Source organism: Pectobacterium polonicum (assembly GCF_005497185.1).
Lineage (GTDB): Bacteria > Pseudomonadota > Gammaproteobacteria > Enterobacterales > Enterobacteriaceae > Pectobacterium > Pectobacterium polonicum.
In genome coordinates, this window is sequence record NZ_RJTN01000008.1 from 140760 (window position 1) to 163652 (window position 22893).

At 52.2% G+C, this 22893-nt stretch carries 18 protein-coding genes and 1 pseudogene; 7 read left to right on the plus strand and 12 right to left on the minus strand.

All coding sequences use genetic code 11. The features are described 5' to 3' along the window. Positions 1 to 180: 180 nt before the first annotated feature. From EDI29_RS10860 to EDI29_RS10875, 4 genes are all read right to left on the minus strand, one after another. Positions 181 to 2190, minus strand: a complete 2010-nt coding sequence (locus EDI29_RS10860) for a TonB-dependent siderophore receptor (RefSeq protein WP_137740926.1) — start codon at positions 2188 to 2190, stop codon at positions 181 to 183. Between the two features lie 180 nt (positions 2191 to 2370). Next, the gene (locus EDI29_RS10865; RefSeq protein ID WP_137740927.1) at positions 2371 to 3609 is read right to left on the minus strand and encodes an MFS transporter; all 1239 of its coding nucleotides are present in this window, start codon (positions 3607 to 3609) and stop codon (positions 2371 to 2373) included. Beyond that, positions 3606 to 4028 (minus strand): hypothetical protein, encoded by a 423-nt coding sequence (locus EDI29_RS10870; protein WP_137740928.1) that lies wholly within the window; start codon positions 4026 to 4028, stop codon positions 3606 to 3608. The genes EDI29_RS10865 and EDI29_RS10870 overlap by 4 nt, the downstream gene beginning before the upstream one ends. A 112-nt stretch (positions 4029 to 4140) precedes the next feature. Beyond that, positions 4141 to 5109, minus strand: coding sequence for a helix-turn-helix transcriptional regulator (locus EDI29_RS10875; protein WP_137740929.1), 969 nt, complete (start codon positions 5107 to 5109; stop codon positions 4141 to 4143). A 217-nt stretch (positions 5110 to 5326) separates the two neighbouring features. On the opposite strand from EDI29_RS10875, the gene EDI29_RS10880 reads away from it, so the two are divergent. Both EDI29_RS10880 and EDI29_RS10885 read left to right on the plus strand, forming a co-directional pair. After that, positions 5327 to 7153 carry an ABC transporter ATP-binding protein gene (locus EDI29_RS10880; RefSeq protein ID WP_137740930.1) on the plus strand — a complete coding sequence of 609 codons (1827 nt, stop codon included), beginning with the start codon at positions 5327 to 5329 and terminating at the stop codon, positions 7151 to 7153. Beyond that, positions 7153 to 8925, plus strand: a complete 1773-nt coding sequence (locus EDI29_RS10885) for an ABC transporter ATP-binding protein (RefSeq protein ID WP_137740947.1) — start codon at positions 7153 to 7155, stop codon at positions 8923 to 8925. The genes EDI29_RS10880 and EDI29_RS10885 overlap by 1 nt, the downstream gene beginning before the upstream one ends. Positions 8926 to 8942: 17 nt before the next feature. Here the strand turns inward: EDI29_RS10885 and EDI29_RS10890 are convergent, their stop codons facing one another. Next, positions 8943 to 9680, minus strand: coding sequence for a LuxR family transcriptional regulator (locus EDI29_RS10890; RefSeq protein ID WP_107170272.1), 738 nt, complete (start codon positions 9678 to 9680; stop codon positions 8943 to 8945). An 885-nt stretch (positions 9681 to 10565) separates the two neighbouring features. On the opposite strand from EDI29_RS10890, the gene EDI29_RS10895 reads away from it, so the two are divergent. Continuing rightward, entirely contained in the window at positions 10566 to 11531 is a 966-nt protein-coding gene (locus EDI29_RS10895) for a chemotaxis protein (protein WP_137740931.1), read from the plus strand. A 142-nt stretch (positions 11532 to 11673) separates the two neighbouring features. Here the strand turns inward: EDI29_RS10895 and EDI29_RS10900 are convergent, their stop codons facing one another. Both EDI29_RS10900 and EDI29_RS10905 read right to left on the minus strand, forming a co-directional pair. Continuing rightward, on the minus strand, positions 11674 to 13857 hold the full coding sequence (locus EDI29_RS10900; protein ID WP_137740932.1) for a TonB-dependent siderophore receptor: 2184 nt from the start codon (positions 13855 to 13857) through the stop codon (positions 11674 to 11676). A gap of 169 nt (positions 13858 to 14026) precedes the next feature. Continuing rightward, positions 14027 to 15304 (minus strand): TetR/AcrR family transcriptional regulator, encoded by a 1278-nt coding sequence (locus EDI29_RS10905; RefSeq protein WP_137740933.1) that lies wholly within the window; start codon positions 15302 to 15304, stop codon positions 14027 to 14029. A 93-nt stretch (positions 15305 to 15397) separates the two neighbouring features. Between EDI29_RS10905 and EDI29_RS10910 the strand changes: the two genes are divergently transcribed. Next, a complete protein-coding gene (locus EDI29_RS10910) occupies positions 15398 to 16660 on the plus strand; it encodes a multidrug effflux MFS transporter (protein WP_137740934.1) in 1263 nt (420 codons plus the stop codon). A 40-nt stretch (positions 16661 to 16700) separates the two neighbouring features. Here EDI29_RS10910 and yghU read toward each other — a convergent pair whose 3' ends face one another. Together yghU and EDI29_RS10920 are read right to left on the minus strand one after the other, a co-directional pair. Then, positions 16701 to 17540, minus strand: coding sequence for a glutathione-dependent disulfide-bond oxidoreductase (yghU, locus tag EDI29_RS10915; RefSeq protein WP_137740935.1), 840 nt, complete (start codon positions 17538 to 17540; stop codon positions 16701 to 16703). 164 nt (positions 17541 to 17704) lie between these two features. Then, on the minus strand, positions 17705 to 18316 hold the full coding sequence (locus EDI29_RS10920; RefSeq protein ID WP_137740936.1) for an NAD(P)-dependent oxidoreductase: 612 nt from the start codon (positions 18314 to 18316) through the stop codon (positions 17705 to 17707). 102 nt (positions 18317 to 18418) lie between these two features. Between EDI29_RS10920 and EDI29_RS10925 the strand changes: the two genes are divergently transcribed. Then, the gene (locus tag EDI29_RS10925) at positions 18419 to 18859 is read left to right on the plus strand and encodes a winged helix-turn-helix transcriptional regulator (RefSeq protein ID WP_137740937.1); all 441 of its coding nucleotides are present in this window, start codon (positions 18419 to 18421) and stop codon (positions 18857 to 18859) included. Between the two features lie 59 nt (positions 18860 to 18918). On the opposite strand, the gene EDI29_RS10930 is transcribed toward EDI29_RS10925, so the two are convergent. Beyond that, complete coding sequence (locus EDI29_RS10930) at positions 18919 to 19923, minus strand: threonine ammonia-lyase (RefSeq protein ID WP_137740938.1); 1005 nt, start codon at positions 19921 to 19923, stop codon at positions 18919 to 18921. A 52-nt stretch (positions 19924 to 19975) separates the two neighbouring features. Here EDI29_RS10930 and EDI29_RS10935 point away from each other — a divergent pair, with 52 nt between their 5' ends. Beyond that, positions 19976 to 20326, plus strand: a complete 351-nt coding sequence (locus EDI29_RS10935; protein WP_137740939.1) for an ArsR/SmtB family transcription factor — start codon at positions 19976 to 19978, stop codon at positions 20324 to 20326. A gap of 20 nt (positions 20327 to 20346) precedes the next feature. Here the strand turns inward: EDI29_RS10935 and EDI29_RS10940 are convergent, their stop codons facing one another. Next, positions 20347 to 21603, minus strand: coding sequence for an MFS transporter (locus EDI29_RS10940; RefSeq protein ID WP_137740940.1), 1257 nt, complete (start codon positions 21601 to 21603; stop codon positions 20347 to 20349). 66 nt (positions 21604 to 21669) lie between these two features. On the opposite strand from EDI29_RS10940, the gene EDI29_RS10945 reads away from it, so the two are divergent. Further along, positions 21670 to 22131, plus strand: a complete 462-nt coding sequence (locus EDI29_RS10945; RefSeq protein ID WP_137740941.1) for a helix-turn-helix domain-containing protein — start codon at positions 21670 to 21672, stop codon at positions 22129 to 22131. A 421-nt stretch (positions 22132 to 22552) separates the two neighbouring features. Here EDI29_RS10945 and EDI29_RS22905 read toward each other — a convergent pair. Then, a pseudogene (locus EDI29_RS22905) lies at positions 22553 to 22893 on the minus strand (MocR-like pyridoxine biosynthesis transcription factor PdxR); the annotation flags it as partial.

Consider the following 22893-nt stretch of genomic DNA (forward strand, 5'->3'; position numbering starts at 1 on the left):
TGTGAACGTTGCGGCGATCAGTATGGAACAGGAGCGATGTCATTAATATGACCCGTGGTAAAAGGAGAAAGCCTAATCGGTAACGGATTGTAAGAGGCAAGAAGAACGGATGATAACGTGCTGGGATGACAACATGTCACCCCAGTAGAGTATTGTGTTATGGATGCGGGACGATATAAATCAGAATAAATCGACTCGCACGTCCACGCCGACGGTTCGGCCTTCATTGACCTGCGCATAACCGGAGGTGCCGCTCATGAAGCCAAAGGTGCGATAGCGACGATCGAAGACGTTGTCCACGTAGCCTGCAATATTCACCCGGTCGGTGGCCTGCCAACTGAGACGCAGATCGGTGGTGGTATAGGTCCCCTGACGCAGCGCGTTATCACCGTCGAAGTAGTGTGGCCCCACTACGTTGAACGCCAGACGCGGCATTAATGCGCCGAACGAGGTATCGATTAGTCCGTTCAGGCTGGTGCCAGCACCGTAGCGTGGCACGAAGGGAACGCGTTTATTCTGATAGCTTTCACTGTCGCCACTAAATTCAGAGCGCACATAGGTACCGTTGATATCCCATGACCAGTTGGGAACGAACTGCCACTTCAGCATCATTTCTACGCCGCTGGCGTCAGCGCTGCCTGCGTTGCTGAGCGTTTGCATACCGACTGGGCCGGAATACAGCTGCATATCACGCGTGTGAGTATGGAACACGGCACCCTGAAGTTGCACATCGCCGCTCTGATAGCGCGAGCCGATTTCATAGTTAATCGATTTCTCTGCACTGTAAGGAATGGCCTGTGTTCCTGCGGCGGGTGAGTAGTTAAAGCCCGTTGGCTTGTAGCCCTGTGCGACGCGAGTATAGACGCGCCAGTCGTTATTGAGCAGATAGCTGGCAGAGAGTTGCCCCAGTACCTGATCGTCATCAACGCTATTGCTATCGCCCACGTTCATGCCGGAGAACTGCTGGTGGTAGCGGGTTTTGGCCTTATCGTGTGATACGCGCAGCCCGCCGCCCAGATCGATACGGTCGGTCAGATGCCAGGTCAGGTCGCTGTAGGCGGCTAAGGTCTCCGATGCCGTGTTGGCATGACTCTGCATGAACGGCGATCCCGCCTGGATGTAGGTCAGATCGAGTTTCTCACGCGTATTTTGTCGATAAAGGCCGAACACCATATCCACCGTACGGCCTGCACCGTGCGTGGCCGCCCGCAGTTCCTGCACGTCCTGATTCCATCGCTCCGGCATGTTGGCAATCAGCGTACTGTTTGGGAAGGTACGGTCGTAATTCTGTTGTTGCCATGCGCCGATCAGGCTGAAGATCCAGTTGTCGGTAGTGTATTTTCCGCTTAGCGACTGGCTATGGGTACAACGGCGTAGTTTAGGATCGGGCGCGCCAGCGACGATCTCCAGCGTACGATTTTTGGCATCGCCAAACGGCAGGTAAGTATCCTGTGTGGCGCGCGTACAGTCTTCCGTCAGTGCCAGACTGGTTTCCCACGGTTGCCCATCAGGAGCCAGCCGTAGTCGAAGATTTCCGACGCTGGATTTTGTCCCACCGAGGTTATCACTGCCTGTCGCAGGGTTGGTCATCGCGCCCGAATCGACCTGGCGCAGCAGTGTCACGCTACCATACAGCAGACCATCCTGAATGGGGCCGCTGAGATTGATTTTGCCATGGTAGCCATCGCGGCTGGCGACGCCACCTTCGACATAGCCACGCGGCGTGCTGTCCGGCTGCTGGGTGACGATGTTGATAATGCCGCCCTGTGCGCTTTTACCGTACAGCGTCCCCTGCGGGCCGCGTAGCATTTCAATGCTTTCTACATCGGAGAGCGCCTGCACGGTGTTGGTGGCGAGCTGTGGTACGCCATCCACATAGACCGTCACGGCAGGGCTGTAGAAATCCTGTGCGGAAGAGACGCCACGCAGTGAAATGGAGGGGAACAGCAGGCTACCGTTATTACCGAGGTTCAGGCCGGGCAGAACCCGAGTCAGCTTGTCGGTACTGGTGACGCCCGCATCTTTCAGCTCTGGTGCCGTGACGACGGTGGAGGAAACGTTATTAGCCGAAGCGGAATAGGGTGACTGTTTGCTGGCGGAGACAACAAGCGTATCGTCCTGAGCGGCAAAGGCGCAGGAAGAGAGAAACACGCCGGTCAAGGCGAGCGGATAAAGGCGCATTATTTTCATTATTAAATCCCTGAAAAAGCTGAAATCAATGTCAAAAGCAACGGTTTTCATCACAACATGAAAAATGGGTGACACAGAGATGATGAAAGTTAAATGATAATCGTTTGCATTTTTTGAGCTACCCGTATCGGGTCTATTTCAACCCGAATACAGCAGACAGCCTGTACGATTTTCTTTGCGTTAACTTCGCTCCCGACGGCTTGCCGTTGCAGTAGGAATACCTTCTGAAAACATGCGGGAAAGTCGCACCGATAGCCGTTTGGCGGGCCACAGGCTGGCGACAGCGAAGCAGGCCAGTACGCCTAGCGTGGTCTGATAGTTTGTGTGATGCGCGAGCTGAAGCGCGGCGATTGACACGATCATAGCGATGGCGGCATCGGTCGATTGGAACAGCGCATAGTCGGAAGCGGGCTGATGCGGTCTGACTAGCCCCATCAGGACGTTGTATAGCGTGACAAACCCGACGGCGGCAGCCAGATTGACCACGCCAAAGAGTGCAATCCAGGCATTCAACGGATACCGCGGGTAACCGACAGCCAGCACGATAGCGAGTAGGGCGTGCACGATCATCACGGGCAATAGGCAGCGCAGCGCGCCCATGCGTCGAATCAGAAGGTTAGCGAGCACAATCCCTACGCCGCTGACTGCGGTGCTGTACACGGTCATGACAATACCTAACTGGCTCAGGCTAAGCTGTTGGTCGATGAGCATAACGGTCTGTAGTGCCATCATGCCGCGCATCGCCAGATAGAAAATGGCCGTGAAGGCCAATACTGGCCAGAGTGCCTTAAATGTCTGGTGATTTAGCGTCGGGCGCGCAGTGGGATCAGAATGACGCACGGTTTGGCGGGTATAGCGCAGCGGCAGAATGAGCATCAGCAGCGACAGCCCTGCCAGCGCGAAGAAACCGCCTTGCCACCCCGTATGCTCGGCAATACTCAGAAACGCATAAGAGCCGAATAGAATACCCAGATAGCTCCCGCCGACCTGTGCAGTATTTGCCAGCGCACGACTGGACGTGTTGGTGGTACAGATTGTAATACCGTCTGCATAGATATCGTGGCTGGCAGAGAGCAGCGCCAACAACATCAGCGCGATAACGATAGCTAGAACAGATTGCTCCGGTGAGATCAGGCCAATTACAGCCAGCGTCACTGCCATGGCGATCTGGAGCAGTACCAGACTGCCTAAATAGGGGTTACCGCGCAAAGGAAGGGCGTGGCGCTCTCCCCACGGTGCCCACAGGCACTTGGCAATCCACGGAAGGAAGGTCAGTGACAGCCAGCTTAATTGCGCAAGATCTAATCCGGCATGGCGGAAATAGCCTGCGACGCCTTGCATGATGAGTGCGGTGATCATGCCTTGATGCAGGTAGAAACACCAATAGGGCAGGTAGCGTGTTAGTGGGCTGTGCGTCATGGTTGGTCACGATCCAGCAGCGTTATCGCCAGCACCTGTGCTTCAAGCAAGGTGGCAACGACAAAATAGGCGTAAGGGGCTTGTCCGGATTGTGCCCAGTTATCTGCCCATTCCACGTATTTTTGCCTTTTGGCCTCGTCGCTTTCGATACGAATCGCGCCTGCACAGTATTGCCGTTGCAGGTTGACGTTATCGCGCGTCCACTGAAGATAAGCATTCATAAAGACAGGAGAATGGTGGGGTAGGTCGGCACCGGTCATGCAGAGTACAACGCGTTCTTGTGCGGCATACAGCTGAGTAATTTGTGCCATATAGGCAGCGGATTCATTGTCAGGCACCTGTTCTGGCATGTGTAAGAAAACGATTGGCCAGGCATGCGTATCAAGAAAAGGATGCGGTGTTGCGATGGAATCGGGCATGACGGTTTCTCCTGCGTGTAATGGAGAAAATGATAATCATTCGCTATTGTGGCGCTACCCGAATCCAGTCTATTTATACCCGTATCGGGATGATTGTTACGTCAGCAGCCCGCTAAATATTCAGGCGTTTGAACGCAGAGGGGGTGACGCCAAACTGTTTCTGGAATGCCGCACTAAAGTGGCTGGCGTTGGCATAGCCCAGATCGGTGGCGACGACCATCACCGGCGCACCCGTGACAAACAGACGACGACGTGCTTCATGCATGCGTTCGGCCTGGAATAGCCCATAGATACTGTTATTGAAGAGCTGACGGAATCCGCGTTTCAGCTTGAGTACGCTTAATCCCGTTTCTCTGGACAACATGGCGACGGTCGGAGCCTGTGACAGATCTGCCAGCAGCCGATCTTTTGCCCGCAGTAGTTTCTGGCGATCGGCCAGACTCAGCGTGTCCTGCTGGGGAGCCGCATCGGAATGCCCGGCGACGGCGAGGCTGACTAGAATCATACTTTGTCCCAGCAGCCACAGCGGTGCATGGCGATTTTCACCTGCCTGCTGTGGCTGCGTTAGGTTGGACAGCGCGTGGCTTAATACCTGAGCGGTACCCCGCATTTCGGCATTGCAGTCGCAGTGGGTGCAGAGTCGACCAGAATCCAACTGCTGTTGCAGTTTGCCCGTGAGATCCGGTACCCAATTAGCCAGTAATTCTGGGCTTAGTGACACCGTGACACTTTCAAACTGTCCGGCATAGGACGATGTGCCCTGACAGTCTGGCGTGTAGCTAATGCAGCCCGACCCCTGCTTCAGCACGTGTTCTCGCCCCCGATCGCCTTTCAGTGAAAATTGCGAATCCCCCTGCAATGAACAGGAAAAGTTGATGCGACCCCAGTCATCATGCAAATGCATTGTCGTGGGCTGTCGGAACGTCCCACGCCACACCAGAATGTCTAATCCCTCCTGAAGTGTGGCGCGCAGTAGGCTACAGTCCGCGCCCGTATCTGGCCGTATGACGTGCAGTTCAGCGATTAAATTTGAAATGGTGACTTCAGGCTCGCAGGAGGGTTTCAGTGGGGAAGCATTCAATGGGCAAACTCCTGAAGAGGCTGGTTGCCGTCATCGGACGATCGCGGCAATGCGGTTGATGACAGGACATCACGTACCGATCCGGGTAGAAATCGGCTCGAATCGGGTAGATACGCAATTGAGAATAGTTATTATTCCTGACTTTGTTGCCGCCGTCGAGTTGATTTGCTGGCCTTGCGGATAACCGACTGTGTGGGAAGGAGAAAAGAGAGAAACTATGCCACATTCTGCTGTTGATGGTGATTCATCCGCTGACACGTCGCCTTCTACGCCACAACGTCGAGCCTGGCAGATTATGCATCCCGTGCGAGGACAGATTCGTCTGGCGATGTTCCTATCTGGGCTGTCGGTGTTGGCGGGAATCGCTTTTTTACTCTCTCTGGCGTGGAGTATTCAGCTCCTGATCGTGCAGCCTGCGTCATGGCCGCGCATTCCGATGGGGGTAGCCGTGCTGTGTTTGTGCGCCAGTTATCTGCTGCGTCTGCAAGCCTTTAATCAATCCCACTATGCCGCGTTTCGGCTGGAAAATCAGATTCGTAGCGCGCTGGCGGAACGGTTGGCGTGCATTCCGCTCGGTGAAGTGCAGCGCCTGGGTACCGGTTCACTGGTGAAGATCGTGCAGGATGATGTAAAAGCACTTCATCTGTTTGTGGCGGATAGCACGCCGCTTTATGCCCGTGCTTTTGTGGCACCGCTGTGTACGGGCGTGTTGCTGTTCTGGCTGGATTGGCGTTTGGCATTAGCGGCGTTGTTGGTGCTGGTCGTCGGCGCGGTGGTGTTGATGTTGGCGATGCGCCATGCCGGTGAGATGAACCAGCGTTATAACCAGGCGCGTGAGCAGGTCAGTGCCGCAGTGATTGAATTTGTACAGGCGATGCCAGTGGTGCGTACTTTCGATACGGGGGCTTCAACATTTGGGCGCTACCAACTGGCGTTGGAAAACTATCTGGATGTGCTTACGCGCTGGTATCAGCAGGCGGGATTCTCGGCGCGTTTCTCCTTTGCCGTACTTAACCCGCTTCCTACGTTACTGGCGTTGTGCTGGGTAGCATACGGTTTCTACCGCCACGATAGCCTCGATTTCGGTCTGTGGGTGGCCGTGCTGTTGCTTGGCAATGGTATGGCGGAGGCGGTTATGCCGATGATGGCCCTGAATCATATGGTAGCGAAAACCCGATTGAGTATTGGTCGGATTCAGGACGTACTGGCGTTACCGCCGCTGCCGGAAACGGACGGTGATGCCTTTCCTATCGATGCCAGCGTGCATTTTGAACAGGTCAGTTTCCGCTACGACCGGCATACGAGCGACGGGGTGCTGGAAGACGTTAGCTTTCAGGTGCCGGCAGGATCGGTTACAGCGCTGGTGGGATCATCGGGCGCAGGGAAAACCACGGTGGCTCGCCTTATTCCTCGCTTTTGGGATGTGACGGCTGGGCGTATTTTGATTGGCGGTGTCGATATCCGACAGATGAAAACGGAGACGCTCATGCAGCAGGTGTCGTTTGTTTTTCAGGAGTCTTTCCTGTTTGCGGACACTCTCGCGAATAACATTCGGCTTGGTTTGCCTGAAAAAACGATGGACGAGGTGATTGCCGCAGCGACGGCGGCGCAAGCGCACGATTTTATCATGGCGCTGCCGCACGGTTACGACACGCTGGCCGGTGAACGCGGTCAGTTCCTCTCTGGCGGCCAGCGTCAGCGCATCGCCATTGCACGTGCATTGCTGCATAACCGGCCGATTCTGGTGCTGGATGAACCGACGGCTTTTGCCGACCCGGAGAATGAAGCCGCGCTGCTGGCGGCGCTTGGCACCCTGATGCGGGGGAGAACGGTCATTATGATAGCGCACCGTCTGTCGACGATCCGCGAGGCCGATCAGATACTGGTCTTCGATCGCGGACGGCTGAGCGAGTCTGGTCAACATGACGCGTTGCTGACTGCACAAGGTCGCTATAGCGAATTGTGGCGACATTATGAGCTGGCGCAGAATTGGGCGCTGGGTAGAGTACCATCGAGTAGCGGGCGATCAGGAGAGCGCGTGTGATGAACGAAAATCATGCCGTAGTAACGACGCGGTTATCTGCGTGGTGGCATACCTATCGTCAACTGGAACGTGTCACGGGCTCACAGTCGGGGGGATTCCGTTGGTGTTGCCTGAACCTGCTGGCGGCGGCTATCGCACAGGGACTGGCACTGGCATGCCTGTTCCCACTGCTGTCGGCGTTTACTCACGCAGAAGCGTCGCACGAGATAGCGATCTGGCTGGCGATTATGACGCTCCTGAGCCTGTTGACGCTGATGTTGCGCTGGTATGGGCAGGGATTTGAATATCGCGGGCAGCTTGCGGCGGTGACCCATGAACTGCGTATGCGTCTGGGAGAGAAACTGCGGCGTATGCCGTTGACCACGCTTCAATCCGCGCGGGCGGGGGATATTAACGCGCTGCTGTTGGGGAGTGTGGATGAAAATCTGAACTATATGTTGGCGATAATAAACCAACTGCTGTTGGCCATCGTGACGCCTGTTGTGATAGCGCTCGTCATGCTGACGGTGGAATGGCGGTTAGGCGTGAGTCTGCTGTTGCTCTTTCCGGCCATCGTGCTGCTTTATCGCTGGCGGCGGCCTGCATTTTCGCACACGATGCAGACGCTGGCGGAGGTTAATCAGCAAACCAGCGCCGATATTGTGGAGTATGTACAGGGACTCGCCGTTCTAAGAACCAGCTGTCAGCAGGCCGAGCGTACCGTGGCATTGCGTCAGCGTTTTCAGCATCTACAGCAGATACAGACGTCGGCTCACCGCGACGGTGCCAAACCTAGTGCGGTAGTTGCCAGCATCGTGGAATTGGGTCTTCAGGGCGTGCTGATTCTTGGTATTAGCGGCGCAGTTGTGGGCGCGTGGGATGTGTCAATCGTCGCGGCGATGATGGTGATTGTAGTGCGCTTCTCTGAACCGCTGGCGACATTTGTCAGCTATACGGCCGTGCTGGCGTTGATTGATACGGCGCTGCATCGTATTGATGAGCTGCTAGCCATTGAGCCGCTTCCCGAATGTGAACCTACCGCTGTGCCGACGACGTATGCGGTTACGTTTGAGCAGGTTAGCTTTCGCTATGCTAACGAGGCTGCCCCCGTGCTTGATAGCGTGGATGTCACGCTACCAGAGAAGGCAATGACGGCGTTGGTCGGGCCATCGGGCTCGGGGAAAACGACGATAACACGACTGCTCATGCGTCACGCCGATCCGCAACGTGGGCGCGTTTGTATCGGTGGTGTGGATGTCCGCCATATTCCAACGCGTGAATTGAATAAGCTGATTTCCGTAGTATTTCAGGATGTCTACCTGTTTGATGATTCGGTGCTGGCAAATATTCGCATGGCGCGGCCGGATGCCAGCGATGCCGAGGTCGAGCAGGCCGCCGACGCCGCGCAATGTTTGGCGTTTATTCAACGGTTGCCGCAGGGATGGCAAACGCGGCTGGGTGATATTGGCGGCAGATTATCCGGCGGTGAACGGCAACGTATTTCGATCGCGCGGGCATTATTGAAGGAAGCGCCAATTGTGATTTTGGACGAACCGACGGCAGCGTTGGATACCGAAAGCGAACTCGCCGTACAGCGTGCAATTGACCGGCTAGTACAGGACAAAACGGTTATTGTTATCGCACATCGGCTATCGACAATCGTGGGTGCAAATCGAATTCTGGTGATGGAGAATGGCGTTATTTCCCAGCAGGGAACGCATAATGCATTACGTATTACGCAAGGACGTTATCGCGCGCTGTGGAACGCGCAGCACGCGATACCACCAGAGTGAAATAGACGTGATGACGGTTATAACGGCTCTGGTTTGATGAGCTGTAATTCCACGCCCAGTCTTATGGCATGTTTGGCATTGAGAACACCGAGCTTTTTTACCACATTGCCGATATGAAATTTCACGGTGCTAATTTTTATATCCAGAATCAACGCAATTTCTGGATAGGTTTTCCCCATACTCGCCCAGTAAAGAATTTCGTTTTCGCGCTGGGAAAATATCTCTTTATCGCTTTGCTTTTTGCTCTGTGGGCTTTGTGTCATCTCTTTGTAAAGCGTGGTGATTTTCTCATGAACAGTAATGAGCAGCATTTGTAACTTGTCTTTGTTTTCCTCAACAATATTTTCCATATCTGTTGGTGCGTTTTCTTCAAACATAATCGATAACGCGGCCAGATTGTTATTATTGTCATGTAAGACAAACGTATAGCCATTAACAATATCGTATTCTTTTGACAGATTAAATATTTTGGAAAATTTCAGTTTGGAATTAATAACAATATTATCTTCCCACGAGAACGGTGAGACTTTATTGATCGCCGTTAAAATAACAGGGTCGATATGCTGATAATTATTTTCTTTATACGTATTAACCCATTCTTGTGGGTAATTTGAAATGATCACAACCTGAGACGGATTTTTCTTGTTCATGATCATGTAGGCGTATTTCAGGTCGCCATACTGTTTTAACTTTCGGCTGAGATAGGTTTTTATCGTGTTATTGATAATTTCATTATCAGAGCAAAATACAGACATGTAACGACCTCAATAAAAGCGAGAATATGCCTATCACATCGACAGGAACATAAAAGTATAGCTCGAACCTATACCTAAGTCTAACTACTGTTACCCCATGATATCACTTATAATTTTTTCATGAATAGGGCAATTTATAAAAAATTTAAGACAGTAAGTTTTTAAAAAAATTTGTTACAAAATGATTTGCCAACCCAGGGAATTACCCATAGTTTTGCTCCTATTCTGTTTACTGAATTTAGGGTGTGTGGTGTTAAGCCATGCGCCCTAAAAACAGTTCTCTCGTCATACTTCACATCCTCTATATGTCGACTTTCCTGCGACCAGGGAATCTCTGCATGCGGGGCGGGATAGTAAATAATCCGTTTTAGCTTATCAAGCCCCATTATCCTTTGGTGTTCATTATCGCGTTTTCCCGTTTTTCATCGTATTTACCGACAGTGATGTGGCCTTAGTAAAGAGGTGGCACTCAGACGCCAGTCGGTCTCAAAGGCGGCCAATTGGCCTGACCAGCTATCAAATCGCCTAACCTAAAGGTGATTCTGACTAAGATAAGCATGAGGTTTTCTGCTCCAACAACATTTCTGTCACGATTTGGGATAAGGTGTTGGCAAATTCTGCCGATATTAAGGGTTCAGGGAATGTTATCCGCACCTCCCGTTATACCGAAGAGGGCTGATATCCGTTTACTGATCTGATGATTGCCATCGTTGGATGAGTAAGTTGAGGTACTTAACCGATTTTTTACGTTTGACGCTGGATAAGATTGAAGAATACGACTATCACGTACAGTGGAGCGGCCAGATGTTAGTTCATGTTTACTCACATCTCGAATGTTGCCTGATTACGCTATACCTATAAATAATGACTCGCACTGAGGAAAGCATGGATAATTTTCAAAAAGAGATTGATGAGAGAACAAACCTCACTTCTGCTAATAAATTCGAACTCTTATTATTCCAGCTGGGCAAATCACCTGAAGGTGGCAAATCTGAGCTGTTCGGCATCAACGTGTTTAAACTGCGTGAAATTGTGCCGATGCCTACGTTGACCAAAGCGGCGGGTATGAAATCGCCGATGCTGGGTATGGTCAACATTCGTGGGCAAATCATTCCCGTTATCGATCTTCCGGCGGTGGTAGGTAGCGCACCGGAAACCGGACTGAACATTCTCCTTATCACTGAGTATGCACGTAGTACGCAGGCATTCGCAGTGGAATCGGTAGACGATATCGTTCGTCTGGAATGGAGCCAGGTGCTGGCTGCTGAAGCAGGCGTGAGTAGCTCGTATATTACCAGTATTGCGCGCCTCGATAACGACAAAGACAGCAACCGTTTGGCGCTGGTGCTGGATGTTGAACAGATTCTGTTTGATATTATTCCCGGCGATCGCGAAACCAAGCTCAAGAATGCGGAAGAGAAGATTTATCCCTATACGCCAGGTGCGATTGCCATTGTGGCGGAGGATTCCAAAGTCGCTCGTTCGCTGCTTGAACAGGGGCTCACCCAGATGGGTATTCCGTTTAGTATGCACATCACTGGACAGGATGCCTGGAACAAGATACGGCAAATTGCGAAAGAAGCGCAGTCAGAAGGGCGACCGATTTCGGACAAAATCTCATTGGTTCTGACCGATTTGGAAATGCCGGAAATGGATGGCTTTACGCTGACCAGAAACATCAAGCGTGAGGAATATCTGAAAAATATCCCCGTGGTGATCCACTCATCACTGTCTGGTAGCGCGAATGAAGATCACGTACGCAATGTCGGTGCGGATGCTTACGTCGCGAAATTTGAGATCAATGAGTTGTCGACGGCGATTCAGACGGTGCTGAATAAAGTACGTCGTTAATTAGTGGAACGAGAGTGCGATAACATTCGGCCTCTACCTCCTCCTTTGCGGGAGAAAGTAGAGGCCGATTTTTTAGCCATTAATTATTTGAATAACGCGCTCCTTGCTGCATTGAACAAGCTCAGTCAGAAAGGTATCGCTATCAGAATGAGGTTGTTACCCCGGCGTAGTAAGCGCGCCCCGGTTCGTTGTAGGTAGACGCCCCTTCTGCTGCGCGATAAAGCTGTTTGTCCAGCAGGTTGCTGATACCCGCATTGACGCGCAGATTCTTGCTGAACTGGTAGTTCACGCCCACACCTGCAACGGAGTAGCTGCCGACTTCGCGTGAAGAAAGCCGATTGTTGTATTCTGTCCAGTTTGTCGCGTATTGACGTGGTTTCTGCTTACCGTACATCGTCCAACTGATGTTAGCAGAAAACTTATCCGTGGCTTGCCAGTCGAGCATCGTATTGATGGTGTATTTCGGGATGATCGATAGTGGGTTACCGGTTTCTTTATTTTTTGATTCAATCATATAGGTAGCGTTGGTACTCCAATCTAGCGTGTCTTCAATCACAGGTACTAGCAGGTTGGCTTCCAGCCCTTCGACTAGCGCTTTACCGCCATTCTCCCAGCGTAACACCGCAGGTCGCTGCCCCGGATTTAGAACCTCAGTACCGGAAACAATCTTGTTTTTGTAGTCATTGCGGAAATAGGTCACGCCCGCCCGCCAGCCAGCATGTTTGAATTCCAGACCAATTTCTTTGTTGACGCTGATTTCGGGATCGAGATTGTCATTGCCCGCTAGATAGCAGCCGCCGCCGTTATTATAATCCACGCCGAACGGACAGCCGTTACCGCGCGAATAGAGCAAATAGCCCGTAGAGGATTGATACAGGTTTGGTGCTTTAAAGGCACGCGCAATACCGGCTTTCAGGCTGAACATTTCGCCCAGTTCCTGCTGGATGTTCAGGCTTGGGCTGTAATTACCGCCAAATTTGTCATGATAATCGAAGCGCAGACCGGGAATCACCTTGGTGCCGGGGACGACTTCGATATTGTCTTCAAAATAGAGAGCGCTAAGCTCGGCGCTGCTTTTACTGTTGCGCTGAGAAGGGTCGGTGGAGGTGCCGGGTATGATATCACCCGGGGTTCCCGTATAGCTGCTTGAAGCCGGATCGTTTAACTGCTCCCGATTCCACTCTGCACCCAGCGTGAGCGTTTGTTCAGCCCAAAGCTCAAGGGGGATATTCAGCTCGCTGTTAATACGCATGTTTTTCAAACGGCTGGTACTGTAGCGGTCACTATTGATAGACCCTTCAAAACGACCGAATAATCCTTCATCAAGCCGGGTGTTATTCGTTTGATCGTAGGCGAAGCCCAGCTTGGATTGACCCCAGTCCCAAATTCCATTATGCGTAATCGCATAATTCTGGCGGTACAGCCTGTTGGTTTCAGCGCCGCTCTTTGCAAGGCTTTCAGGGATGGCACCGCCACCGCTGAACTGGGTATCCCCAGTATAGATATTACCCTGGCGGCTATAGCCCGCTTCAACATCAACGATTTGCTGCGGTGAGAGTTTCCAGGAAAGCAGCGTGTTGAGGTCTTTATTACGCACGCCTTCACGTCCTGCGGCGGCAGAACCATTCTGATTCCGGTTGATATCCCAACTGTCGGAATCCGTTTTATTGATATTGCCGTACAGCCGCATGGTAAGTGCATCACCGGCCAGCGGGCCGCTCAGATTAATATTGGCACGGCGCGTGGCGCCTTCTTTGCTGTTCTCCGGCTGGTTGCCGTACAGCGAGAGTGAGCCAGTCCAGATATTGGACGGGCGTTTGGTAATGATATTCACTACGCCGCCTGCGGCACCTGAACCGTAGCGCGCTGCGGCTGGGCCGCGTATGACTTCAATACGTTCTACGTCTTCGACGGGCACCCAGTTGGTATCGCCTCGGGTATCGCGTTCGCCATCCCAGGCGTAGCGAACCGCGTTACGCGAAGTCACTGGACGGCCATCGATGAGAATCAGCGTATTTTCTGGTCCCATTCCGCGCAAATCAATCTGGCGGTTGTTGCCTCTGGCACCTGTGGCGCTGTTGCCCGTGAGGTTCACGCCCGGCATTTTGCGGATAATGTCTGAGAGATCGTTAACGGGGGGCGTTTTTTTAATGTCTTCCGCCGTGATAATAGAAACGCCGGGCTGCTGTTTTAATTCCTGTTCGGCGGTGGCCTTGACGGTCATTACATCCTCATCGGCAGCCTGCGCTACGCCCAGATGTGCTCCAAGTAGTCCGGCAACGATCAAAGCCAGTGGTTTTATGGTATGGAATTGCTGTTTGTGCATTTTTTATTTTCACCTCTACAACGCGCAGATATACGAATACAAACGAGAGTCATTTGCGTTTGGTAGTTTGATAAAAAATAGTACACATGTACAGTTTTTTGTAAGGGCTGGCCGCGAGAAGGGGGAATGAGAGAGCCGCAGTGGGATTCTCTATGAGAAACCGTATGACTTAGCGAAAGGCGTTATACAGCGCCGAAACAGCCTGATAGATCAGATCGCGGGGTAGAGTACGCTCATGTTTCTCCAGTAGTGCGCGGATGAAAAAGCCGTTCAACAGCGTACCTAGCGGAAGTGCAGCGCTATCTGGTGCGACCACTTTGATGATAGCGACAACGGTGTTGGACCATTCGAGCGCAATAGGGCGCAGGGAAGGGCGTGAAATGGCGGCGGTAAAGAGTTCGTACTCGCGTGCCAATTCATCAATATCTTCGATGCCTCGCATGACAAAATCGGTCAGGACATCGCATGGATCGTCATGGCGTCGCGTGGAAAACCAGCTAAACATATCGTCGCGAAACAGCGCAATCGCGCTAATCATAACGGCATTCAGCATGTCATCCAGACTATTAAAATGGTAGGTAGTCGACCCTAAGGGTATGTGAGCGTCATGCGCGACGGCACGGTGTGTTAAGGCGCTAATGCCATCACGTTTGATGAGATTCGTGGCAGTTTCAACAATGTGAGCGGCGCGTGGGTGCATCGTTTCCAATCCTGCTCCGCTCGGCGTGACGCCTTTTTCTGCCAGCCAGGCGATCGCGCGTTCGGACGTTGTTTCGCCAGCAAGAACGACGGGCGTTTCTCGTGGGGAAAACGCGGGCTGCATAGCTTGGGGAACTGAAAGGGGGTGTGCAATAACCGTATGTTTAGCATCGTCCGGCTGGAATAAGGATGTGGCATCATCGAGCATTGTCTGCCGTTCCGCGTGATCCAGCGTTACGAAACCCAATCCTTGTAACAGAAAAACGCCTTCTGTGGCGAGAAAGGCCAGGCGGATACGCCGCATGGCTGGTGTGGCATCACGTAGCCGATCCAGCCTGATGCGATAAAATTCCCGCACGGGTGCCAGCATCGAAGGGGAATGAACCAGCGCGGTGAGCAGGCCAACGGCGCGTGATGTCGTCTCTTCTTCTTCCTGAGCAATCGCAGTAATGTGGCCCAACACATCGGCGTAGGGTTGGCCGGTATAGCGTGCAGTTTGTTGTTGTGCTTCCTGCTCAAAGCGGGCAAGTTCACGCAACAGCATGGCCATGATCAATCGATCTTTGCTGGGAAAGCTATAAACCAGCCCGCCTTTGCTAATGCCCGCTTCCGTGGCTACTGCGTCTAATGTGAAGCGATGCACGCCGTCGCGCAGCAGTACCTTTTCCGCTGCATCCAAAATCAGATCGTTTTCAATGGTTTTTTTGCGCGCCATCACATTGCCTTGTATTTTCGACTGGTCAGTCATATATTGCGCTCAGCAATACGCATCTTATCCGATTCGCCTTTTCTTTGCTGTCGGTTATTCATGATTAAGTGGTCTATTTTTGAGGTATTATCGATGTCTGATTCGTCTTTATTGGCGTCGCGCAGTTTTGTTCTCATCGGCATTTTAGGCATCCTCTGCGCGTTTGATGCCATGTCGATTGATATGTATCTCCCTGCTTTTCCTGCAATCCAGCAGGATATTGGCGCGGATGCCGCGGGAATGCAGACCTCGCTGTCTGTCTTTTTGATCGGACTGGCGCTTGGACAGCTGGTTTATGGTCCGCTGACCGATCGCTATGGACGAAAAGGCCCATTATTGCTGGGCATTGTACTGTTTTCCCTCTCATCCTTACTTATCGCTCATGCGCCTACGCTATCGTGGTTTGTCTTCTTCCGCCTGATGCAAGGCCTAGGCGGCGCTGCTGGATTGGTGATCCCGCGTGCCATCGTGGCCGATTTGTACTCGGAGCGTGATGCCGCAAAAGTGTTCTCGCTGCTTATGCAGGTGATGGCTATCGCGCCGATTATCGCGCCGCCGTTGGGCGGTGTTCTGCTTGGCACGCTGGGTTGGTCAGCCATCTTCTGGGTGCTGACGATTGTCGGTCTGCTGATGCTGTTTGCCACCTGGCGCTGCGTGCCGGAAAGCCTGCCGCGGCGTGAGCGTGTCGGCGGCGGCATGCTGTCGGCCTTAACCGGTTATGCTGTTTTGCTGCGGCAGCGGAAATTTATGGGCTATACGCTGTCTGGCTCTTTCGTGATGGGCGGCCTGTTTACCTATATTGGCGCGTCTGCCTTCATCTTTATTGAATATTTCCACCTGTCGCCGACGACTTACAGCTACATTTTTGCATCCAATGCGCTTGGTATGGTGCTGCTGGGGCAAATCAATATCTTCCTGCTGAACCGCTGGCGTGAATATCAAATCTTGCCTATCGGGATCGCCCTACATGTTGCAGGAGGATTGGTGCTATGTGGTGTACTGCTGGCTGGTATAACGTCGTTGTGGATTATCACGGGATTGATATTTCTAACCATGAGTTTCCTGAGCCTGGTGTTCGGTAATGTGGTGGCCGTGGCGATGAATGCAGCACCAGGCCAGACGGGTTCAGCTTCCTCGCTGCTCGGCGTATTGCAGTATGTCTTTGGTGGGGTTGCGGGCGTGATTATGGGTGTGGTGCATGATGGTACGCTGCTTCCGCCAGTGATGTTGTTAACAGCCAGTGCGATAGGTGCGCTACTGAGCTGGTGGTATGCCTGGCGACAAACGGATAGTGATGCGATGGAAAATACGTTGACGGATAATCACGCGCCGGAAAGGGAAGAGAGCTCAAGGTGAATCGGAATGTCGCCTGCCTTGTTCGGCAGGCGACAGAAGGTTAATCCAGATCGGATGCCTGATGGCGTTCAGCAACCTGTTCAGACTCTTCTCCCCAGGTCCGATTGACCTTCCGACCGCGAATCACCGCTGGGCGGGCAGCAATCTCGTCAGCCCAACGAATCACATGCGTGTATTCGTGTACGGACAGGAACTCTGCGGCGGAGTAAAGCGCGTTCTGTACCAGCCCGCCGTACCATGGCCAGACAGCGATATCAGCAATGGTGTAGCTACTGCCCGCCAGATAGCGGTTTTCCGCCAATTGACGGTTGAGAACATCCAATTGGCGCTTGGTTTCCATCGTGAAGCGGTTAATTGGGTATTCAAATTTTTCCGGTGCGTAGGCGTAAAAATGCCCGAATCCACCGCCAACGTAAGGGGCGGACCCCATCTGCCAGAACAGCCAGTTAAGCGTTTCAGTTCGTGTGGCGAGGTCGTTCGGCAGCAGCGCCCCAAATTTCTCGGCCAGATACACCAGAATAGAACCGGACTCGAACACGCGAACCGGTTTTTCACCGCTTTGGTCGAGTAACGCGGGGATCTTAGAGTTCGGGTTGACGTCGACAAACCCGCTGGAGAACTGATCGCCATCGCCTATCTTAATCAGCCAGGCATCATACTCAGCACCTGTGTGGCCCAGCGCTAGCAGTTCTTCCAGCATGATCGTCACTTTCACGCCATTCGGTGTCGCCAACGAGTAAAGCTGAAGCGGATGTTTACCCACAGGCAGCGCTTTTTCGTGTGTTGGACCGGCTATCGGACGATTAATATTGGCGAAGGCACCGCCGGAAGACGCGGGTTGCCAAACTTTTGGCGGTACATAAGTTGGGGAGGTAGCCATTCAAAAATTCCTTATGCATGAAAAGAGAGCGAGTTAAGTCAACACCATAACAAACTCATGCATTTTGCTGATACCGTTCTGTTCTATCTCTACTGCATATTGATATAACGCGAGATCCGCACATTGCTGAGGGAGGGCAGAAATGTGCGGATCGCCGTCAAGGCTTAATAGCCGACGGTAAAGCGCTGACGAGTGTGTGCCGGGTTTTCAATCTCATCAACCAGTGCAACGGCATAGTCTTCGAAGGAAATACTGCTGCCTTTATCGTTACTCAGCAGCGCGTCTTTGCCGAGACGGAATTTACCAGTACGTTGACCCGGAACAAACTCGGCAGACGGGGAGAGAAACGACCAATCAAGATCTTTCTCTTGTTTTAACAAGTCGAGGAAGGCTGCACCACGAGAGGCTTCAGGGCGGTAAGCATCAGGGAAATCAGGCTGATCGATCAGACGCTGACCCGGTGCAATTTCAAGGCTCCCCGCCCCGCCGACAACCAGATAGCGCTTCACGCCCGCGGCTTTAACGGCGGCAATCAAGATAGCCGGTTCTGACGAGCCAAATTTAACGGCGCTAACTACCGCATCATGCCCTTTGAATAGCGCCACTAGTGCATCGCTGTCCAGCGCATCTCCCTGCTTAGCAGTGACGCTCGGTAGTGAGGCAATCTTTTCAGGATGACGTGCAATTGCGGTGACCGTATGCCCACGGTCAGATAACTCTTTAAGAATACGTGAACCAGCATCGCCTGAGGCACCAATGAGAGCGATATGTGACATGTGAACTCCTTATTTTCTTATTTCGAGACTAAGTGACAAAAATAGACTATAGACCCTCTGGATGGTACATTGCCGACTTTTCCTCGGCAAGAAGTCACCAGCATGCAACCAGGTCACACAACAATGACTACTGACACCATCATCAGTGATGCGGTTAACCACAAAGCATCGCCAGCGGAAAGTCACGACGATGCTACGTTTGACCACCCTTGTCCGATCCGCGATGTGTTGGATCGCATCGGCGATCGGTGGAGTCTATTAATACTGGAGGCGTTGGCGGAAAAGACACTGCGCTTTAACGAATTAACTCGTCGTATTGACGATATTTCACGGCAGATGTTGTCGCGCACGCTAAAGCGCTTAGAGGCTGATGGTTTCATTCATCGGACGATCTATGCGGAAGTTCCCCCACGCGTGGAATACACGCTGACACCATTAGGGCACTCTTTTTTACAACCGATGCAACTGCTGATTCAGTGGGCCGATCAGAATCATGCCGAAATTTGTCGTTCTCGCCGTCAGGCCAGACAACGCGATGCCTGAATAGCCATTTGAGTAACGCCTTCTTCGTATTTTGACTGCAAAGAAGGCGCTTACCTGCCTTACCTGTTTACAGTGGCTGTCGCCTCATCAAGCAGCGTAAGATAGCGGTGGCTTGAAATATTCCTGCCAGTGACAACACAGACGGTTTTACGTCCTCCAATCTCCTCCGCGTAGCGAACAACTCCCGCGACGGCTGGCACGCCTGATGGTTCGACAACATGGCGATGAAAGTCGAGCATTGACAGCATTGCGGCTTTGATTTCGTTTTCTGAGACGGTGAGCACGCGATCGACACGGTCGCGCACCAGCGGCCAGGTCATTGCGCTGGGCTCTATATAGCCACTGACGCCTTCGGCGATGGACGGCACCAGATCGACGGGAAGCGTTTTACCTGCCTCTTTCCAACGGGCGAATGTCGGGCTGGCTTCACTTTGTATGCCCCACACTTCGATAGCGGGGTTGATTGCTTTGGCTGCCGTCGCAATCCCTGAGATGAGCCCGCCACCGCCGATGTTCACCAGGATTACCTCCGTATCCATCCAGTCTTCCAAGATCTCAAGACCGACCGTGCCGCCGCCGGCAATCATGTGTGGATTATCGTAGGCAGAAACGAAAGTGGCTCCCGACTGTTGTGCAGCCACCATCGCCGCCTGTCGTGCTGCTTCGATGTCATCAAAAAACGTAACACGAGCACCACAGCCTTGCATGGCTGCAACCTTCATTGGGTCCGCCGAGCGTGGCAAAAATATGCTCACGGGTACGCCTGCCACTTGTCCGGCATAGGCGAGCCCTAATCCGTGATTTCCTGCCGTCGGGGCGATGACGCCAGCGTGGCGCTGTTCCGCATCCAGATTGGCAAAAACGTTTGCTGCGCCCCGTAGCTTGAAGCTACCGGTCTGTTGAAGGTTTTCCATTTTGAGTCGGATTTCTGCACCAACAAGAGCGGATAATTCCGGCGAGTGGTCTAGCGGCGTTCTGCGTATCGTTGCTTTAATCTGCTGAGATGCGGCGTAAATGTCTTTCAATGTTACAGAGTCGGTTGCCCTTTGGTGTTTGCTTGTCATAGTATTTCCCTATCAAGTGTATATGGAAATGACTATATAGGTATTTGGCTATATGAACAAGCATGCGACGACAACGGCCGATTTGCTGCGAGCGCTCGGCAATGAGCAGCGGCTCATCATTCTGGAATGGCTGGTCGATCCTCGATCGCATTTTCCAGAACAGCAGGATGGCGATCTGGTTAAAGACGGGGTATGTGTCGGGTTTATCACTGAGAAGATTGGCTTAAGTCAGCCGACCGTCACCGGCCATCTCCAATATCTCGCTAAAGCTGGGATTGTCACATCGAAACGCATCAAAAACTGGGTATTCTACAAGCTCGTCCCTGAGCGTTTAGACGAGGCCGTCGCAGTATTATCCGAGCTTGCACAGGTTGCCTCGCGTCACCATAAGCCGTCAGAATAGGCCGTTAAGTCTTTACGTCATCACTTTCCCTGAGACTTGGCTGTGCGGTTCCGTGCAGCCCACTTTGGCAGGTAAGCGAATGCGACGGCGGCAAGTATCATGCTACCAGCTAGAAAAAAGGTGAGCTGTAGGCCATTCGCGAGCGAAGATGGGGTGGCATGGATAAAATTTTCCGTCCCAGTACCTAAGGCGAAAACCTGTCCCATGATAGAAGCGCCGACGATGAGCCCAATGTTACGCGATAGGTTAAGCAGGCCGGAGACCGTGCCGCGCTGGTTCCCAGGGATATCGGCAAGGGTGGCGGTATTGTTTGCTGCCTGAAAGAGCTGGTAGCCTGGCGTCAGGACAACCATAGAAAGAATATATCCCGTGACGCCAAGCAAATTGGGTAAGGTCGCCAGCATAAAGGTGCCCGCAATCACGAGAGAGAGTCCGACGGATAGGGCTCGTCCACATCCCCAGGTATCAACCAGTCGTCCCGACGGAATCCCGCAGAAAATCGCAATGGCGGGGCCAATTGCCATAACAACGCCCACCAATGTGCCCTTTAGGCCCAGACCCGAACCAAGATAGTACGGACCGACGATTAACGTCGTCATCACGACAGAGGAGACGGCCGCATTGATAGTGAGATTTGGCAGAAGCGTCATGTACCGGATCGGTGATATACCTGAGAGTTGTGCCTTCGTTTTAACTGGCGTGGCGGGTAGCTGGGTGGAAGCAAGAAACAGAACGATTATTACCAGCGGGATCTGCACCCAGAACAGGCTACGCCACCCCGCCGTTGTAAGAAGCCATCCCCCGACAGAAGGGCCAAGTGCCGTACCCAATGCGGATACCGCTCCCAATATTCCCATAGCTTGCCCGATATGCTTCTCACCAGCAGTCTGCCTCAGTAGCGCCATACCGAGCGTCATCAGGAAGGCTGCACCGATACCCTGAAGTGTTCTGGCCCCGATGAGTTGCCACAGTTGGGGAGCAAGGGCGCACAGCAGCGAAGCGACAGCAAAGAGCGCAAGGCCTGTGATAAAAACGGGCTTCAGCCCATAACGATCGCCAAGGCGGCCTGAAATGACAACCGAGAGCGCCATGGCTGCAAGATAAGCGATGACGACAGTCTGGACCTGTGCGAATGGCGCAGAAAATACCTCCGCCAGTGTTGGAAGGGCAATATTGGCAATACTCGTTCCCAGCGAGGCCGACAGTATCGACAGCGCGAGTGTGATGGTGATCCCTGTTTTGCTCTTCTCCGGTTCGCCTGAATGATTAATTACCATGTTTTATCCTTGTTATTATGTGGGTTCCAGAGCATGCTACAAAGTAAAGTCAACTTGAGGTCAAGCATGAAATTTCTGGATATTGGTGACGTCTCAGAGAAAAGCGGAATCAAGCCTTCAGCGCTGCGTTATTACGAAGAGGTCGGGCTGATTACTTCGGTATCTCGGCATGGGCTCCGGCGGCAATTTTCTGAAGACGTACTGCTGCAACTCAGGCTGATTACGATGGGGAAGGTGGCTGGATTCTCACTTCAGGAAATTGCGGGCATGTTTAATCAAAATGGGATGCCAGATCTGCCCCGTACCACGCTTCATCAGAAGGCCGATGACATCGACCAGCAAATTCACGAGCTGAAGATATTGCGCGATACGCTGAGGCATGTCGCTGACTGTTCTGCACCATCGCATATGGAATGTCCCACCTTCAGGAAGCTGGTCGACGCTACACATCGTAGGCGGCAGACGCGTGAAAAGACGGGCAACACAGCTATTCGAAAAGTGGTACAAGGTATGAAAAAGAAAGCTTGATATTCTGTCAACGCCGGATACAACGCCGTGTTTATACCCGTAATACTTCAAGCCGCAGGTGCGTTGGCTGCGTTCACTCACCCGAATCATTTACCTGAGTAAGCTCATCGGGACTTCCTCTCTTGCCGCCTTCCTGCAACTCGAATTATTTGGGGTATATATTTGGGATTGAAAACCCCAGTAAAATAGAATGTTATTTTTATTGCTATTCGGTCATCGTATCATTTGGCAATACTATTGAGCGGTGAACGGCGTTTTTGTGGCCCTTAAAATAACAGTCAATCATCGACTCTTGGCATAGAAAAACCATCAGGACTATCAATCGATTCAGGCTGTATTAAAATGAAAAAGAGAACCACTGTGGCTGTAATTAATTTCCTATTCCCAATAATCAGTGTTTTTAATCATCATTGTTCTACTATTATATTGTGCAATTTTTTATAATTTTCTCCAATGATCGAATGGAAAGCATCGCGTCTTCGAACGTCGTGAAATTAGTAAACCCCATCAATAACCCTCCTTGTGTGGCTTTCTTTATCGACCAATCACTCAGAGCTTGAACCCCCAAACCCTGTGATAGTGCTCGTTGGCTGATGGTTTTATCACTTTGTGTTGATTGCAGATGGGCTAATATATGTATGCCTCCAGCTTGCGGGTTAACATATACAAAATCGGATAATATTTTATTAATCGCATCAACAAGGTAATCATGGCGTATTGCATACAGCGATCGCATTTTACGCAAGTGTCTGACGAAATAAC

Coding starts and splice junctions, on each gene's coding strand:
- EDI29_RS10860 (WP_137740926.1), bottom strand. CDS start 2,190: ATGAAAATAATGCGCCTTTATCCGCTCGCCTTGACCGGCGTGTTTCTC.
- EDI29_RS10865 (WP_137740927.1), bottom strand. CDS start 3,609: ATGACGCACAGCCCACTAACACGCTACCTGCCCTATTGGTGTTTCTAC.
- EDI29_RS10870 (WP_137740928.1), bottom strand. CDS start 4,028: ATGCCCGATTCCATCGCAACACCGCATCCTTTTCTTGATACGCATGCC.
- EDI29_RS10880 (WP_137740930.1), top strand. CDS start 5,327: ATGCCACATTCTGCTGTTGATGGTGATTCATCCGCTGACACGTCGCCT.
- EDI29_RS10885 (WP_137740947.1), top strand. CDS start 7,153: ATGAACGAAAATCATGCCGTAGTAACGACGCGGTTATCTGCGTGGTGG.
- EDI29_RS10890 (WP_107170272.1), bottom strand. CDS start 9,680: ATGTCTGTATTTTGCTCTGATAATGAAATTATCAATAACACGATAAAA.
- EDI29_RS10895 (WP_137740931.1), top strand. CDS start 10,566: ATGGATAATTTTCAAAAAGAGATTGATGAGAGAACAAACCTCACTTCT.
- EDI29_RS10900 (WP_137740932.1), bottom strand. CDS start 13,857: ATGCACAAACAGCAATTCCATACCATAAAACCACTGGCTTTGATCGTT.
- EDI29_RS10905 (WP_137740933.1), bottom strand. CDS start 15,304: ATGACTGACCAGTCGAAAATACAAGGCAATGTGATGGCGCGCAAAAAA.
- EDI29_RS10910 (WP_137740934.1), top strand. CDS start 15,398: ATGTCTGATTCGTCTTTATTGGCGTCGCGCAGTTTTGTTCTCATCGGC.
- yghU (WP_137740935.1), bottom strand. CDS start 17,540: ATGGCTACCTCCCCAACTTATGTACCGCCAAAAGTTTGGCAACCCGCG.
- EDI29_RS10920 (WP_137740936.1), bottom strand. CDS start 18,316: ATGTCACATATCGCTCTCATTGGTGCCTCAGGCGATGCTGGTTCACGT.
- EDI29_RS10925 (WP_137740937.1), top strand. CDS start 18,419: ATGCAACCAGGTCACACAACAATGACTACTGACACCATCATCAGTGAT.
- EDI29_RS10930 (WP_137740938.1), bottom strand. CDS start 19,923: ATGACAAGCAAACACCAAAGGGCAACCGACTCTGTAACATTGAAAGAC.
- EDI29_RS10935 (WP_137740939.1), top strand. CDS start 19,976: ATGAACAAGCATGCGACGACAACGGCCGATTTGCTGCGAGCGCTCGGC.
- EDI29_RS10940 (WP_137740940.1), bottom strand. CDS start 21,603: ATGGTAATTAATCATTCAGGCGAACCGGAGAAGAGCAAAACAGGGATC.
- EDI29_RS10945 (WP_137740941.1), top strand. CDS start 21,670: ATGAAATTTCTGGATATTGGTGACGTCTCAGAGAAAAGCGGAATCAAG.